Below are 17,533 nucleotides of genomic sequence, written 5' to 3' on the forward strand. Positions count from 1 at the left end.
GCGGCAGGCCGTTGCAACAGGTTAAACCGAGCGCGTTGCAGTGCTAGGGGTAGCCGTTGGCTGCAATTTGAACACATGGTAAAGCACAGTCAGCAATACCAGGAACGCAGGCCCCACATACAAGGCCACGCGGGTGTCCGGGAAGTACGCCATCAGGCCCACCACCAGTACCAGGAACGCCAGCGCCAGGTAGGAGCTGACCGGGTACAGCCACATGCGGTACTTCAGGCCTGCCTGCTCGGCAGGGCTCAAACCTTTGCGGAACTTGAGCTGCGCCAGCAGGATCATCAGCCAGGTCCAGATCGCGCCGAAGGTGGCGATGGAGGTCACCCAGACGAACACCTGGTCCGGTACCAGATAGTTGAGCAATACGCCGAGCAGCAAGGCAAAGATTGACAACAGCAGCGCCTTGCGCGGCACGCCATTGCTGGAGGTCTGCCCAAAGGTAGCTGGCGCCTGGCCGTTCTGCGCCAGGCTATAGAGCATGCGCCCGGTGCTGAAGATACCGCCGTTGCAGGAGGACAGCGCGGCGGTGATCACCACGAAGTTGATGATGCCGGCAGCAGTCTTGATGCCAAGGCGCTCGAAGGTCATCACGAACGGACTGCCCTGGGTGCCGATTTCATTCCACGGGTAGATCGACAGGATCACGAACAACGCGCCGACGTAGAACAACAGGATGCGCCAGAACACCGAGCCAATGGCGCTGGGGATGGTCTTCTGCGGGTTGCGCGCCTCACCGGCGGTGAGGCCGATCATCTCGACGCCCAGGTAGGCGAACATCACCATCTGCAATGACATCAGCACGCCCTGCACGCCATTGGGCATGAAGCCGCCATGGGCCCACAGGTTGGAAATGCCCAGTGCAACGCCGTCATTGCCGAAGCCGAAGGCAATGATGCCGACGCCGCCGATTACCATGGCAATGATGGTGACGATCTTGATCAGTGCAAACCAGAATTCGAACTCACCGAAAGCCTTTACCGCGATCAGGTTGATGGTGCCCATGCTGATCAGTGCCGCCAGGGCCCAGATCCAACGCGGCGTGTCGGGGAACCAGACGCCCATGTACACCGCTACGGCGGTGATTTCCGCGACGCAGGTCACCAGCCACAGGAACCAGTAGTTCCAGCCGGTGAGAAAACCCGCCAACGGCCCGAGGTAATCCTGGGCATAGCGGCTGAACGAACCGGCCACGGGGTTGTGTACCGCCATTTCACCGAGGGCGCGCATGATCACCAGAATGGCCAGGCCACCGATGATGTACGAGAGCATGATCGCCGGGCCGGCCATTTCAATCGCCTTGGCCGAACCCAGGAACAGGCCCACACCGATGCAGGCGCCAAGCGCCATCAGGCGAATATGCCGTTCACCGAGTTCGCGTTTGAGCGGTCCGCCTTGAGCGGTCTCGCCAGGGGGCAGTGGTTTGCCGACAGGCATAGGGATACAACCTCATTTTGTTATTGGATTAAGCCACCGAGCCTGTGGTGCAGCAGCGTGTAGGCCGATACACCGGCTTGACCGGGTCTGCCTCGTGGGCAAATCCGCCTGGCGGGCGTAGGCGGCCAGGTCAGCGGGGCGTCAGTATAAAAAGCAAGCGGTAGGATATTTCACTCTATAAACACACAAATTTGGCGATATGCCCCGTAAAAAAGTCCTTGGGCGGGGGAAGTACCAGGCCTCTAGACCGGCCTTCCCAGGGTAAAACGGCGCAGAGTATTGCATAACCTGTTACCGGTTGGGCTCGCTCATCCGCCGCAGGCGCGAGCGAGCCCACCTTGGCAGTCAGTCAACACTGAAGAACAAACGCCGCGCCAACAGCCTGGAAATGCTCGCCCGTTCGATCTCCAGGGTCTGCTGTACACGGCCGGTCTGGCCGGTGCGAATCCGCGCGAACGCCTGGGCTTCGGCCTGGGCCTGGGCCTGGCGCCCGAGGCGTTCCTGTTCAGGGCTCTTGAGGTGGGCAGCGGTGTAGTGGTCGTCCGGCCCCTGGCGGTTTTCATAGTGAAAATGCGCGTAACACAGGGGCAGCCCAGTGTCCGTATCCAGCACGACATACACTTGGATAAAATCCCGGGCTTTGTCCTTGATGGGCACGCGCGCGTCTTGGCGAACGATGCGAACTTCATTGAGCCCGTGCAGAAAGTCTACGTCTTCGGCGCGACTCAACTTCAGCTTGCTCGCGCGCACCCGCGCCTCCACACCCGCTGCGTCCAACCGCAGCGCGGCGGCACGCAACTGGGTGGCACGCACTCTCGCCGTGTTTTGCTGGGTAGGCTTCAGCCGTGACGGGTTCAAGGTCAGCAGTTTCTTGTCGATATCCGCAGCGACCATCCGCCGGCTGTTGGCCTGAGCCGCCAGTAAGGCTTGCAGAGATGAAGGCTCGCATTGGCTGGCCAAGGCCTGCACCTTGAGGATGGCGATATCGACATCTTCCAACAATCGCTGGCCCTTGTTCAGCAGCGCGCCCAATTGTGGGTTGGCCGTGCGCCGGGGCGCAGGCTCAACCGGCTCCCATATGCCGTCTTCAGCCTCGGTGAAGGTGGCAAGCACACTGCCTTTGTCATCCACCAGCTCTGCCGTGCCCGCTGGCGTCTTGATGCGTGCTACATAAACATCCCGGTTACGGGTGCGGATGATCTTTTTGACCCGCGTCCCTGCTGCGCTGGGCGGCCTGGGTTGTCTGGGTTGTCTGCCGCCGGGCAACGGTGCCAGCAGATCAGCCAGTTGCCCATCGGCTTGCTGGTGCAGGTCGGCCAACAGCGCCTGCAGCTTTTCCAGGTTGGGCAAGTCAAAGGTGTCCGGTGCCATGGCTCGCCAGAACTGAATATGGTCGTCGGTCACCGCGTAGACATGACTGAGGCTTTTAAGCAGTTCGATACGCTCCTCAACAGTGGTGGTCAGGTTCTCCAATTCGGCCAGGGAGCGGCTGGCCCAACGGGCCCGATTGATCACCCGGTTCAAGCTGTCGAAAAACTCTACTTCCAGGGGCGGCCCTTCAATGTCGATGGTGATGCCCCACAGCGTGGTGACCTGCAACGCCTGCAAATCCAGAATGGAGGGGCGCGAAGGCAGCTGTGCGTCCAGCGCCCGGGCTTTGTCACGGCCCAGGCGCGGTACGCTGTTCAACTGCTCCATATAGGCGCTTTCCAACTTGCGATTGCTGATAGCTGCGTCCTCGGCCGCCACCTGTTCGCGCATGTTTTTTTTCAGGTTGGCATGGGCCTGACGGTTAAGGTCGGAGCCGGCTTCGTCATCGGTTTCGTCTTGCAGCAGATCCAACAAAGGTTTGATCCGCCGATTGATCTGGATCATGCGCTCACGGGTGTCAGCGTCCATCAATCGCAAGGTGAGAATCAGCGACTCGAGTATTTCACACAGATTTTCCTCGTAACGGGGACGGGGCTTGATTGCCCGCAGACGCATGAGCAGTTGCAGTTCCTTCTCGGAAAACTCGACCTTGTTGCGCAGTTCCTGCTGGTAACGCTGCTCAAGCCTGGCAAGCTGTTGGGCATCGATTTTATCTTTGGACTCAACCACCAGCTTGCGCGCCACCTGCATGGCGGCAGCCGCTTTGGCACGCGAACGTCCAGCCTCACGATACTGTTCTTCAAGGCGTGGCAGTGAAAGCTCCAGCGCCTGCAACTGAGCCTCCATCGCCGCATCGGCATTGCCGCCGACCAAGCGCAAGCGCCCATCGAAATCCCAATGCCCGTCCCCCAACGGCTTGAGCCACGGCCCTTTCTGGGCACCATCGGCGCTGATCACCCGCCACGCGCCCGACTCGTCCACCACCCGATAAAGATGCCCACGCACCAAGGCTCGCCATTGCGGCGGCGAATAAGCGGTGTCACGCAACAAGCCACGGCGCGGGCCGCTTGACTCGGCGTGGTCCCAGCCGCCTGAGAACGCGCCCAGGCTCAAGGTACGGGCCCGTGCATGTTGCGCGGCGGTCAGGGTATCGCGGGCGTTACTCCAACGGGTCGGCGAGCTGAACGTCACGGGCGGTGCGCCACGTGTGGGCACCCTGGTGGTGGCAGTGGCTCGGGCCAGGGGGGCGAACACCGGATGCTCCAGCTGCAATGGCGGTAAAGGATCATGGGGCGTGGCTTGATGGGCAAGGACAACCATCAGATTGCTTAACACGTCCATGACCGCTTTGTTCCTGACCTGTTCATCCTGGCTGGCCAAGTCCTGAATGTCTTGCTGCAGGCTGTCGATCAGTTGCACCAGCCACCCCCCCAGTTGCAAGGGCCCGCTGGCAAACGGCAGCACGCTGCCAAACAGCAGCCACCCCACCTCTTTAAGCCTGGCCCAGCGCTGCTCGGCATTCGATACCGATTGCCGATCAGCCAGAGCCACCAGGGCCTGGGCCGTGCCCTCAAAGACCAGGCTGCAAGCGTCCTCGTCGTTCAATTGTTTGCTGAGCTGGACCGGGGCAGGTTTCTCGTACAGCGTAAATTCATCACCGGGTAAAAAGCGGCGGATATGCGGTTCAAGGAAGCCGCCGTTGGCATACACCGCCTGGCGTGCCGGGGCGAGCCACGTCAGCACGTCATCCTGCAGCGGGCCGTTAGCCTTGATGGCGTCAAACAAAGCCTTGATCGACTCGAACCCTTGCAACATCGGCTTGAGCAAGGGCCGGTACAGCAGATGAACGCCAGCGTTCCCGGTAGCCGGCCCAATGATGAAGTGATTAGTGACCACATCCTGCGCAGCCTCAGGCGAAGCCTTGAATGCCAGCGGCCACAACGTCATCGCCTGGCCTTGCACCTTGCGCTCGGCAAGGCTGGCTTGCAACGCGGCCTGTACGCGGTCGACACCTTCCTGAGTCAGGCCGTGCTCACCTTTGAGTTTCAGCTCCAGCGCCAGCATCGGCAGTTGCACCCGTAACTGGCGGGTGAACAACCCTGAGCGACGACTGCGTTCCAACGGGTCATCCAGCAGTTTTTTCTTCAATAGATCCGGGTAGGCCTGGCCCACATCGGCTTTTTCCACACAACCTTGAAGCAGGCCATAGGTCAACCACTCGGGGGCTTGGGCACCCTTGAGGGTGATCTCGGTGACGGTGTGCGGGAAGCCGGCCAGGTTTTCCAGGGCCAGCTCGGTCAGGCTCACCGTGACCGGGTCGACTTCACCGGCGACAAAGCCCCCTGGGACTGGAATCGCCGCAGCGATCACGCGGTTGAAGGTCAACTGAACGTCGGCGGGCCGTACTGTTTTGGTGGCGGGTTCGGCTTGCAGGCAAGTGCGCAAGGCCCGGTCGGCAAACACCTGAATTGAATCAATCCCGTCGAGAAAATGTTGCCCGCCACTGTGCTCACGGGCCAGCACCAGCGCCTGGACCAGACGTGCGTAGGTGATGCTGTCGTCACGGTTGGCATGGACCAGCCACAACGGAAGCGCCTCACGCAGCTTGCGCTGGCCTGCACTCAGATGCGCAACAAACCAGCGGTGGGGGTTGGTGATGTACGCAAGCAGCGCTTGGTGCTGGCCCGGCGCGAGGGGCAGGCTGCGGTCGATGCGATCGATTTCCCGCAGCTGCAACGCCAGGTAACTGGCGGCCAACGCATCGAAGGGATCGCTTTCCACGTCCTGGGCAAACCACTGCTCAGTGTCGGCGTCTTCGGGCACATAGGCCGGTAACAGCGCCGCCACATCGTCAATGCTGCCCAATGGATGAAAACCGCTGGCCGGGCTGAACAGCAACGTCTGTTGCCCGTGGCTGAGGATCAGCAACGGCAACATCAGCGGCGTCGCGCCGGCCAGGAACACCGCCTGTACACGCAACGCCTCACCGTGAGCGCTCCACTCGCGGTCGGGCCGCGTCGGGTGCAGCAGGGTCTTGGGGAACAGCCGGGCAAACCCCTCGTCATTGAAACCAGGTGGTTTGCCGGCATCGTACAGCAACGTCAGCAGATCATCCGACAGATAGCCCCAACGCGTCATCTCCACCGGCAACGCCTCACGCCACCAGGCTTGCAAGCGCTGTGCATACGCCCCCAACAACCCCGCGCCGCAGCGATTGAGCAGCGGCTCCAGCTCGCTGAGGGTCGGGCCACCGACCACAAACACTTCCCGCACGCGCTGCACCACGACGTGATAGTCCGCCACCAACAGCAAGGGCTTGCTGCTGGCCAAGCGTTGCAGCCCCCACTCGGGCAAAGACCGGTAGGCCAGCGCGTCGTCGTCATCGGTCGGGGTGGCGATGTAAATCAAGCCAACCTGCCATTTTCCCGCGCCCAAATGCTCGTCCAGATAAGCCTGGACACTGTCGTTCGCGACTGTGAGCAGGCTCGGCGGCTCGCCGAACAAGGTTTGGATTTGCTCAATGGTGGCTTGGCGCGGCGAGCCTGAAGCGGTGTCGGAAAGGGTCATGGCAGAGCTCTATGATGGTTTAAATCACGAACGCTACCCGCTGCCATCCTGGCGACGCGGTAGTTATCTACTCTCCCGTCTGACGACTCGATCTTTAGCGCCCTACAAACTTCGTAGTGCAGTCAATCAGCGTCTACGCTTCAGACAAGTCCGATCAATCTATAAGAATGGTCAATCGACTATGGGCGCACTGTGGCAAACCGACTCACACCAGGCGCAAGCTGACAGCCCGTCAGCCACGCCGCTGGCAAAAAAACTCAAACCCGCCCAGTCGTGGCGCCGGCTGTACTGGATGATTCTGTTAATGGCCCTGATCGCCCTGGGGTTTGCCGCCACCCGTGAAATGCACACGGCCCACTGGCAAGCCCGCACATTCAGCCAGTGGGCGGCCCAACTGACCTACACGGTGGCCCCCGGCGCCAGCGATGCCATGGTGTACCCCGGCGACGGTCCGTTCGATCGGCGCCTGGGCTACAGCGCCCTGGGTGAGTTCCTGCCGCGCCTGCTCAAGCGCAACTATCTGATCGAATCCCAGGCGCGCTTTTCCGACGCGCTGATGGACTACAGCCGCCATGGCCTGTTCATTCCCTATGCCGAAAAGCTGCAAGCCGGATTGACCATCACCGACTGCCGCGCCGCACCGCTTTATCAATTCAACTATCCGCCTCAGCTGTATAAGCACTTCAACGAGGTGCCAGCGCTGATGGTCCACAGCCTGCTGTTCATTGAAAACCGCCAATTGCTCGACCCTGACCCGCCCCAGGCGAACCCCGCCGTGGACTGGCCGCGCTTTGCCAAGGCTGCCTGGTCGCAAGTCGCCCGTCAGTTGCACCTGCCAGGGCAATCGGCGGGCGGCAGCACCCTGGCGACGCAATTGGAGAAGTACCGTCACTCCCCGGACGGCTTGACCCTGTCGGGCAGCGAAAAGATCCGCCAGATGCTGTGCGCCAGCGTACGCGCCTACCAGCACGGGCCCGACACCCTCACCGCACGGCAAAACGTAGTGCGCGACTACCTCAACAGCGTGCCCCTGTCGGCGGTCCCTGGGCACGGCGAAGTGCATGGCATCGCCGAGGGGTTGCGGGTGTGGTACGGCGCCGACTTTGCCCAGGTCAACCGGGCCTTGAACGACACCGCACAAACCCCGGCCAGCCTCGCAGCGCGCGGCCTGGCGTTGCGCCAAGTGCTCTCGCTGATCATCGCCCAGCGCCGCCCCTCCTATTACTTGACCAAGGGCCGTGACGACCTGGTGCAACTGACCGACAGCCACTTACGGTTGCTGGCGCAAAATGGTGTGGTGCCGGCCGAGTGGGTGACGGCGGCGCTGGCAAGCAAGGTCAGCTACCGTGATTGGCAGCAGCAGCCAACCCTGCAGAAAGTCGAGACCAACAAAGGTATCAGCGTCGCGCGCAGCCGCCTGGCCGCCCTGCTCGACCGCCCACTGTACGACCTGGACCGCCTGGACCTGTCGGCCACCAGTACTTTGCAGGGCCAGTTGCAAGAGCGAGTCACCGCCTACCTCAAACGCCTTGCCGCCCCTGACTATGCCGCCGAAGTCGGGTTACTCGGCGAGCGCTTGCTCACCCCGGCGAGTACCCCGCAGGTACGCTACAGCTTCACCTTGTTCGAGCGCACCGATGATGGCGCACGGGTACGGGTGCAGACCGACAACACGGACCAACCCTTCGACATCAACAACGGCAGCAAACTGGAACTGGGCTCCACCGCCAAGCTGCGGGTGCTCACCACTTACCTGCAAATCGTCGCCGAACTGCATGAGCGCTACGGCGCCGCAACACCTGCGGCACTGAAAAAAATCGAGGTTGCGGAGCAGGACCGCATCAGCCGTTGGGCCGTCGATTACCTGCTACAAAACCCCCGCAAATCCCTGGCCGACATGCTCGACGCTGCGCTTGACCGCACCTATTCGGCAAGCCCGGGCGAGAGCTTTTTCACCGGTGGTGGCCTGCACCGCTTCCATAACTTTCGCAACGAAGACAATGGCCGCAACCCGACCCTGCGCGACGCCCTGCGTGAATCGATCAACCTGCCCTTTATCCGCCTGATGCGCGATCTGGTGCGCTACACCACCTACACCAGTGCCAACAACAGCGCGCAATTGCTCAAGGACGACAACGAGCCGCGCCGTCAGGAATACCTGGCGCAATTCGCCGACCGCGAAGGCACCACGTTCCTGCTCAAGTTCTGGAAGAAATACCAGAAGAAAGACACCCAGGCGCGCCTGGAAACCTTCCTCGACAGCCTGCATCCCACGGCGATCCGCCTGGCCGCGGTCCACCGTTATCTGCTGCCGGAGGCCAGCCGCGACAGCTTCAACAGCTTCGTGCGCGCGCGCCTGGCCGGCACCAAGGGCGAGCAGACGCTGACCGACAAGCGCCTCGATGCACTCTATGACAGCTACGGCCCCGGCGCCTACGACCTGCCCGACCAGGGCTATATTGCCAAGGTGCATCCCCTGGACCTGTGGTTGCTGGGCTACCTGATCAACCACCCGGAGGCGACGTTCAGCGAAGTCGTCAAGGCCAGCCAGTTCGAGCGCCAGGAGGTGTACAGCTGGCTGTTCAAGAGCCGCCACCAGAGCGCACGTGACAGCCGTATCCGCACCATGCTGGAGATCGAAGCGTTCCTGGAGATTCATCAACGCTGGAAGGACGTAGGCTACCCCTTCGACCATCTGGTGCCGTCCCTGGCGACCGCCATCGGCAGCTCCGGCGACCGCCCTGCCGCACTGGCCGAGTTGATGGGCATCATCCTCAACGATGGCGTGCGCATCCCGGTACTGCGCATCGACAGCCTGCACTTTGCCGCCGGTACACCGTACGACACCCGCGTGATCAACGACCCCGACCGGGCGCATCGTGTCATGCCCTCCGAAGTTGCCACGGCCTTGCGCGGCGCGTTATCCCAAGTGGTGGACGCCGGCACTGCAAAACGCGTCGCCGGCAGTTTCAAACAGGCCGACGGCACACCACTGGCCATGGGCGGCAAGACCGGAACCGGCGACAACCGCATCGAAGCGATCGGTCCGGGCGGACGCATCATCAGTTCCAAGGCGATCAACCGCACCGCCACTTTCGTGTTCTACATCGGCGAGCGCCACTTCGGCACACTCACTGCGTTCGTACCGGGCAGCTCGGCGCAGGGCTTCAAGTTCACCTCGGCGTTGCCGGTACAAGTGCTTAAAGGCATGGCCCCGATATTGATGCCTTATCTGCAAGGTGAGAGTCAGAGCACATGCCTGCCTCGATGAGCGCCGCGCCAGAGTGGTAATCCGTTGTTGCTTGCTCCTGGCTTATTGATCCAAAACGCCCATTTTTCGAGCCCTGCGTTTGATTTTTCCAGGGAGGGGCCAAGTAGTGTTTATGTATGCCTGAACGTTTCATGAGGGTGATTAGTGTAGATCGGGTTGACCCCCCCCACTACTCATCTCAAGGCAACACAACCATGTTCTTCGAACGCCCCTCCCCACACGCTGCGAGCCATGCCCAGAAGGGTATGCACTTTGATGTTATCCAGCGCTCCATTCCAGATTGGCTCAGCGCGACCACGCTGACACGCGCTCGCGCACTGAAAGCCGCAAGCCCTTTTGTCTACACCCGACTCAACTCGCTCGACACGCGCGCAAATACGGTTTCCACAGAGGCCATGGCCGAGCAGTGGACCGCCAGGAATGCCTTGGATGAACACTTCAAATACATCAAGGACGTGTACTCATTCGCAGAGCCTCTGCTCAAAAAGGCCTTGCGTGAATACGGCGACATTGATGTAAAAAACACGTTCATTCGCCTGTATGCCCCCGCCGAAAAAAGCTGGTGGGTCATTGGCGTTCGCAAAGGCGTAACCAGCCGGACCGTGACACTACTGGATGCCGCTCTGCATAACTTTTCCGCCAGCGAGCAGTTTGCCGACTATGGGTTTTTGTCCAAGCCCGACGCCCGTGGCCAGCAGCCCCTCCTGACGTTCACCTCCAATACCAGCGGCCAGCCCCTGACCGCGCAAGTATTCAAAAATCTGTGCCGCACCCTGGATATAGGCCGCCAATACCAGACACGGTTATTGCGCACCCTTGGCTTCGGCAATCAAGTCCAGGCCGATACGCTACGGCGCAAAGTGATTGCCTGCGACAAGGCCACGCTGAAAAACGCCGCCTGCATCGCCTGGTCGCAGCAGCATATCCAGGAGGACGCCCGACGTCTGCTGTTCGATATTGTCGAGGACAAGCCCGACCCAGCGTTGGACGGCATACCGGTGGAGTACTACAACCTCAGCCTGCTGGATGCCCGGCTCAGCGGTATCGTGCTGATTGCCGCGCCACAGGGCAGCGACAAACACATCGAACGCCTGATTGCCTATGTTCCTGAAGACCCGGAGCATCCGTTGAAGGAGTACCCCTCGCCGATTGAATTCATGAATGAGTTGACGCGCCAACTGCGCGACAGCACCGCCACCCTGGATGCCCACGGCCAAGCGCCTGCAAAGACCACCTACCGGCAGTTTTTCAGTCGATTTGTCGACCATAAACAACGCGGGCATTTTTTTGCCGAGCTGCAAAGCCGCCTGTTCAAGGTGCAGTGGCACGAAAAGAAGCGCACCGATAGTGGCCCCAGTTGGCAAACCATCGCGGTGGACACGCCGCGGTTGCACTTCAGCGTGCAAAACATTTTTGACGACCACGAGAACCGAGCGCCTTCCGGGCATTCGGAGCCTGACACGCTGTGGCACTACCTGTACCGGGTCAACGTCAATAAAATTGTCAACGATACCCGGGACGTGGCGATCAGCACCGCTTACGCCGACTTGATGGCGCGCTGGGCCTGGTGGGATAACCTGGGCAAAATTCTCTCGGATATTTTCAATGCGGCGCTCCTGGTGGTCACCCCCTTCGTGCCGTTCCTGGGGGAGTTGATGCTCGCCTACACCGCCTACCAGGTGGCCAGCGATGTGTTCGAAGGTATTGTTGACTGGGCGCAAGGCAACGGACTGGAAGCCATCGGGCATGTCATGGACGTGGTGGAAACGGTGGTGCAACTAGGCATTTGGGCGGGGGCCGGTACTGTCGGCCAGGCTGTCACCCTCAAGCTGTCGCCCTTCGTCGAGGGCCTGCACCCGGTGACGCTGGATGGCGGTGAAAAGCGCTTGTGGAACCCCGATCTTTCGCCTTACCAGCAGACCATCAGCCTGCCCCAAGGCATCGCCGCTGATACACAGGGTTTGTATCAGCATGCCCAGAAACACTGGCTGGCCCATGCCGACCATCACTACCAGGTAGAACCGGACCCGCAGTTGCCTCATCACCGAATCGTGCACCCCCGCCGGCCACACGCCTATCAACCGAAAGTGCGCTTCAATGGTCACGGCGCCTGGGTACATGAAGGCGAACAACCGCGCAGCTGGGACGATCACACGCTGATGCGCCGCATCAGCCCCGCCACCCAGGCGCTCACCAACGAGCAGCTTGAACAGATCCGTATCATCAGCGGCAGCGAGCCAGACCATTTGCGCCACATGTATGTGCGCAACCAGCCGTCCCCGCCGCTGCTGGCCGACAGCATCGAACGCTTTAGCGCAGACCGTTTCGCCCAGGCGTCTGTCCAGAAAATACGTACGGGCCAGACACTCGCCCCCTATTCCTACTGGTTCGAACAAGCCGTTACCGACCTCCCCGGCTGGCCGCCGAGCAAAGCCCTGGAGGTGTTTCACAACAGCGATCTGAGCGGCGAGTCGCGCAAATACGGCGATACCCACGCCGCGCCCGCCGATACCCTGCGCATCAGCCTGGCTGACGTGATGGCTGCCAGGCTGCCCGAGCGCGTGCTGGGCTTTCTGGACGAGCATCAGGTCAATACGTTGTTGGGTGAAACCTTGCCCCAGGCTCAACAGGCCCAGGCACTGCGCAATAAACTGGCGAACTACGTAGAGGGCTATGGCGGGCATGTCGCCAAAAGTCATTACCAATTGGGCCAAGCCAGCAGCGACCCACACGTGGCCCTGTTGCGCCAGGACTTTCCCGAGCTGGCGCTGAGCAGTGCGAACGCGTTGCTCAAGCAGGCCTGGCCTGAAGAAACAACGGTGATGAACGACACACAGCGCCTGCCCCTGCGCCTCAAAAGCCTGGCACGGGAGTTGGATTTCGACCATCAGGCCAGCCGCGCTGTCGAAGGGCTTTACCCTCCCCCGGCAACCCTCGGCGCACAGCGAACGGTTGGTGCTCAATACCCTGCGCCTGCACAGCGACGTGTTCAGCCATCTGAACATCGACATCCGGGACAACAGCCCCACCGGCCCGTTGCGCTGCAGTGTCGGTGAACCCGACGCGCCGCAGGCCCGCACACTGGTACGCAGCGCAGACGGGACCTACACCGTGTTCGACGCCGATGCCAACCCACTCAACCCAGCCACCACGCTGTACGAGTCCCTGCTCTGGACCCTGGCGCAGGATCCGCAGCGCGCCCCGCCCTACACCGTCGGCGAAGGTGAACAGCTCAGGCAGTGGGTGATCGAACATAACCAGGCACCGGCCGAGCGACGCCTGGCATTGGCTGAGCCGCCCTTGCGCATGCGGCCCGCTCCCGAAACCGAGGTGCTGCTGGGCGGAGGCGCATCCTGCAAAATGTCCCGGGTCGACAGCTATGACATGCAACCCAAAACCATTGAAGAACGCATCAAACAGTTACTGCCCGCGATGAGCAACGACAGCGTTCGACGCTTATCAATCACGATGAGCACAGCCGAAGGCGAGCAAACGCTGATGCAGATGGAGTCGCAAAAACAGCAGTTGTTCAATCAGCTCGACGCCTACATAAAGGGTCCGACGCCCAGGGCGGGCACGCTTTTGGAGCCGGAAGTCCGCAAACGCCGGGCGCAAGTCGCGACCCGCCTCTATGATGGCTGGAGCAATGGCCTGACGGTGCATCTGGACGAAAGCTTCGAACACCGCGGCGGTATCGCTCTGGACTTGTTCAATACGCCCATGCCCGACGAACTGCCCACCCTTAACGTGCCACTGAACCACATCAGCGACCTGGACCTGCGCGGTTGTGATTTTTCCGATCGCCACGCCGCCTTTCTAGACAATTTCCCGCATCTGCGCGACCTCGATCTGAGTCACAACCAGCTCACCCAGTTACCTGCGACCCTGGGCAAGCTCAAACGTCTTCGACGCTTGCATCTGGAAGCAAATGCCCTGGTTCTGGACGATGCCGCCATTGCAACACTTGGACGGCTCAAGCGTCTCAAACAGCTTGAGATGGCCGGCAACCCACTGGGGCAAACACCGGATATCAGCCAAATGCCGGCCTTGACCTTGCTGAACCTGCGCAATACGCAAATAAAGGACTGGCCCGTCGGGCTCGTCGGTCGCTCACGCGCGCGCGGGTTCCAACTGGACCTGAGCGAGAACCCGATCACCCAGTTACCCCATGTCGCCCCAGGTTCGGATGATGCCGACATCATTGCCCGTACCCGCCTGGACCAGAGCAGGCTCACCTCGGACTTTCAGGACTTGCTCGCTGAATACCGCGAGTCCGTGGGGCTGGACCCGCTGCGCTTCTACGCGCCTAGAGGTGAAAGCGCACCCTGGCTGAGTGACATCAAGCCTGAGGAGCATGAGCAGCACCGGCAGCTGTGGGACGCGATTGAAAAGGAACCCGGCTCTCAAGGTCTGTTTGAGGTGATCAAATCGCTCGAAGAGCCGGACGAGTTCCAGGCCGAGGAAGACCGCCTGGCCTATCAGAACAACCGGCCTGAGCTGAGCCAGAGGGTATGGCGCCTGCTGAGGGCGGTCGAAGCCGACAGCGACCTGCGCGAGCGCGTGTTCAAGGATACTCGCTACCCCGGCTTGTGCCCCGACGCCGGCGCGCTGATATTCCAGAAACTGGGCGTCGAAGTACTCGCCAGCGAAGCCTATCGAACCAGCACCACACCGGCAGAACTCGAGGCCAGGCTGGTGGTGCTGGCCCGCGGAGCCGCGCGCGATGCCTACATGGGCAAAGCCATTGGTGAAGACATCGCCCACCGCCTCAAACCCAAAGATCAGGGCGGGCTGGGGCAACGGCTATGGTCGCAGGTCATCGACGGCGAGCATGGCGAGGTCGACGAGGCCGGCATTCACTTAGCCTATCGCAGCACCCTGGCAGACCGGCTGGACCTGCCGTGGCTATCGACCCATATGACTTACCGCACTCTCGCCGATGTAACCCCCGCGCAGATCGAAAAGGTGGCCGCCGCAGTAGCCAGGTTGGAAGAGGGTGACGGGCTGGTGAACCAGATGCTGTTGGACAAAGGTTGGGAGCGTTACCTCGAGCAGCACAACCCCACCGCCAAATGGAACAATGACACAGCCTTCGACTTGAAGTACCTCCAACTCGATGAATTACAGGCACTGCAAGCGCAATACGCCCAGTCACAGACGCTGCCGGAGATTGATCGGCAAGCCCAGCGGGTAAAACTGCGCGGCCTGGCGCAAGCCCTGGGATTGGACGAAGACAGCGTGTTATCCGGCAACCCTATGAGTTCAACACAGTACGACACAGCACTCAATGAGCTGGGGTACCGGCACAATCAGTGGCTGCGAGATCTGACGCGTGTTGCGCTGAACCGGGCCGGAGCACGTAAAAACCGGGCTTGATGCGGCCCTGGCGTTCAAGGCGCAAGAAAATCAAACATCAGATGCACCGTGCCGTAGTAGGCCCCGCCCTGGTAACCCCCCTGCGGCTCGATCGCCGAAATATCCAGCTCGACGCGCCGGCCCATGCCCGCTTCGTCAGCGCTGAGTACCTGGGTCGAGTCCAGGGTCAGGGGCACCCGGTTGAACAGCACGCGCAAATCGATACGGTCATTGCCGCTCAACAGATAGGGCACGTCTCCCAGGCGTGCCGCAACGCCGCCATTGAGATTCTTGACGTCGAAATGCTTGCGCAGGCGGCCAAGCCGGGAGGTCGTCAAGTCCCAGGCCAGCAACTGATCCTGCCCCATCCAGTCGGGTTCGGAAGGCAATACATAGGCTTCGTGGATCGGGATGGTCACCGACACATCAAAGCTCTGGCGTTCCTGAAAAGCCATCGCTTGCCCGCCCAGGGTCAACGGCACCATCAGCGCCGCCAGTCGCGTCAATTGTCTAAATATCATCGGGTGACCTTCATCGGTTTTTTGTCCCGGCCTTCAACCAACTGGAAGCTGAATTGGCGTTCGACTTTCTTCTCGAATACCAGCTGGCGGCCAGGCAGGATGTGGTGCTTGGTGGTGGGTTCACAGTCGGTTTTCTTTGCCACTGAACAGTCCCGGAACTCATCGAGCACGACCGTACTGTTGCCGGCATTGCGCAGGGTGTACTGGCTGGCGGTCTCGCTGATCTGCGTATCGAAGCGGGTATCCTTGGGGCGCACGAAGAACACCGTGCCATAGCCCGCCATGACGTTGACCCCGGCTGCCAGGTCTTTTTTGTATTCGCTGCGCTCTGCGTCGGTGACCGCAAAGTCATCTTCCTTTTCCGGCACGACGGGGATAAAGCGCACACGAAAGTAACGCTCCTTGTCACGCTGGCCCATGTACAACAGACGAGTGCCCTGGCGTCCGCCGGCCGGCACGATCAGGCGCGCCGGGCTGGCCATCAGGCCGTCACGATTGGTGGTGCTGCCCTTGGCGTCGGTCATCGAGGCGACCGGCACTTCCCGGGAGGTACCGTCGGCGTTATAGATAATCTCCAGCACATTGACCTTGATGAACGCGGTACTGGTGCCGCCGTTGAATACCCGCTTGAGGTAGGAGCTGCGGTCGCCTTCCAGGTAGTCGTACACGACGCCGACGTTGATTGCCGGCCCCGCCTGCGCCGTCAACGACATCAGGAAAAGCCCGGCCCATAGCACTGCATGTTTCATAGTTGATTACGCCTTGTTGATTGAACGCGGCCCGCCACGACAGCGGGCCGATGTGCGGGCAAAACCCGCCTAGACTTCCGAATCCCAGATCACGGTGACTACGCCTGAATAAGTGCTGCCGGGCGCCTTGAGCATGTCGCCCACGTCTTCTTTGTCGACTTGAAAGTGCAGCGTGCCGGGGCGGTTGTTGACGTAGTGCACGGACTGGATCAACTCGGTGCCTACCCCATCCCTGCGTAACGGCTGCCGGTTTACGGGCTCGTCGCGCTGGTTGTGCAGGCCAAACGGCAAGCTGACCGCGACCTGCAACGGCACCTCATCGCCCGCGCCGTTGCGCAGGCCGCAGGTGTTGCCGATCGCCAGCCCGCATTCAAGGTTCATCTTGAAACGCCCGCTGGAGAAAATGCTGAAGGTCTGGTCACGGGACAATCGCGAGGGCTGCCGCCCGCGGTTGAGCCAGGCTTGCCAGCCGCCTTCGGGGAGCAGTTCGACACGGTTGCCGCCAGGTGGCAACGTGACCTTGAGGATGTGCTCGACTTGCAGGGTGAAGTTGAAGGTGGCGATGTTGTCGCTGGGAATCATCACGTCACCGAAGTCAAAGTCCCCCCCCGGCCCCATGCTGTATGTCGCCGTCCCCTTGTATTCGCCGGCGGCCATCGTCAACGGGTTCGGCGTCCTGAGTTCGTAGCCATACTCCAGATAGTTGTAGGTCAACCACGGAATATCGTATCCCGGCGTGATGCTGCAGGCCCCTGCGTTTTCGGGAACACTCCAGAAAAACAAGCCAAAATTAGTCGAGGCTGCGTGATATCCCAGCCCTATGCAGGGCCGCGCACCACTTATCCAATAGTAGTCCCAGCTCACGCCTCCATAGGCCCAGGCGCTGACGCCAGGGGGATAGGCAATATTCCAGCGGGTCCCCATACCGGCGATGCGCATTTGTACCGTTGCCATTTCGCCGGTTGCGGTATGGGTGACCTGAACATCGCGCCAGGCAGATGGCAGTTTGAAGTAGGCGCCTTGTCGTGGGTCGGTATGCCCCGCGGAAATCGGCGCATTCGATTGAGCCCGAAATTCCATGTTGCGGATGCTGAAAATATTCAATGCCTCGCATCGCGCCGGTATATGCCAAGCACATACGCCACTGTGCACCGTGGTGTTCTTGAACTTGTTACTCATCGGGTTCGTCGGATCAGGCCGAAACACCGCCGTGATGTCCTCAACGAACGCCTGCGCCGTCAAGCTCGTACAACCGAGTG

The 17,533-nt window shown here is 61.0% G+C and carries 8 protein-coding genes; 3 read left to right on the forward strand and 5 right to left on the reverse strand.

Annotated features, from left to right (window positions below):
• Positions 1 to 21: 21 nt before the first annotated feature.
• Both MHH62_RS10400 and MHH62_RS10405 read right to left on the reverse strand, forming a co-directional pair.
• A complete protein-coding gene (locus MHH62_RS10400; protein ID WP_020301190.1) occupies positions 22 to 1,440 on the reverse strand; it encodes an amino acid permease in 1,419 nt (472 codons plus the stop codon).
• Between the two features lie 345 nt (positions 1,441 to 1,785).
• Positions 1,786 to 6,378, reverse strand: coding sequence for a hypothetical protein (locus MHH62_RS10405; RefSeq protein WP_339232910.1), 4,593 nt, complete (start codon positions 6,376 to 6,378; stop codon positions 1,786 to 1,788).
• 181 nt (positions 6,379 to 6,559) lie between these two features.
• Between MHH62_RS10405 and MHH62_RS10410 the strand changes: the two genes are divergently transcribed.
• The 3 genes from MHH62_RS10410 (at position 6,560) to MHH62_RS10420 (ending at position 15,025) form a co-directional block, all read left to right on the forward strand.
• Positions 6,560 to 9,649 (forward strand): transglycosylase domain-containing protein, encoded by a 3,090-nt coding sequence (locus MHH62_RS10410; RefSeq protein ID WP_339232911.1) that lies wholly within the window; start codon positions 6,560 to 6,562, stop codon positions 9,647 to 9,649.
• A 245-nt stretch (positions 9,650 to 9,894) separates the two neighbouring features.
• Positions 9,895 to 12,705: a DUF6543 domain-containing protein gene (locus tag MHH62_RS10415; protein WP_339232912.1), complete on the forward strand. Its 2,811-nt coding sequence runs from the start codon at positions 9,895 to 9,897 to the stop codon at positions 12,703 to 12,705.
• Entirely contained in the window at positions 12,605 to 15,025 is a 2,421-nt protein-coding gene (locus tag MHH62_RS10420) for an NEL-type E3 ubiquitin ligase domain-containing protein (RefSeq protein WP_339232914.1), read from the forward strand. The genes MHH62_RS10415 and MHH62_RS10420 overlap by 101 nt, the downstream gene beginning before the upstream one ends.
• A 14-nt stretch (positions 15,026 to 15,039) precedes the next feature.
• On the opposite strand, the gene MHH62_RS10425 is transcribed toward MHH62_RS10420, so the two are convergent.
• The 3 genes from MHH62_RS10425 to MHH62_RS10435 all read right to left on the reverse strand — a co-directional run bounded on the left by MHH62_RS10425 (position 15,040) and on the right by MHH62_RS10435 (position 17,453).
• Complete coding sequence (locus MHH62_RS10425) at positions 15,040 to 15,525, reverse strand: CS1 type fimbrial major subunit (protein ID WP_014717097.1); 486 nt, start codon at positions 15,523 to 15,525, stop codon at positions 15,040 to 15,042.
• Positions 15,522 to 16,274: a hypothetical protein gene (locus tag MHH62_RS10430; RefSeq protein ID WP_014717096.1), complete on the reverse strand. Its 753-nt coding sequence runs from the start codon at positions 16,272 to 16,274 to the stop codon at positions 15,522 to 15,524. The genes MHH62_RS10425 and MHH62_RS10430 overlap by 4 nt, the downstream gene beginning before the upstream one ends.
• A gap of 69 nt (positions 16,275 to 16,343) precedes the next feature.
• A complete protein-coding gene (locus MHH62_RS10435) occupies positions 16,344 to 17,453 on the reverse strand; it encodes a hypothetical protein (RefSeq protein ID WP_198833009.1) in 1,110 nt (369 codons plus the stop codon).
• Positions 17,454 to 17,533 lie beyond the last annotated feature (80 nt).

The organism is Pseudomonas sp. FSL L8-0168, from assembly GCF_037976155.1.
Taxonomy (GTDB): domain Bacteria; phylum Pseudomonadota; class Gammaproteobacteria; order Pseudomonadales; family Pseudomonadaceae; genus Aquipseudomonas; species Aquipseudomonas paracarnis.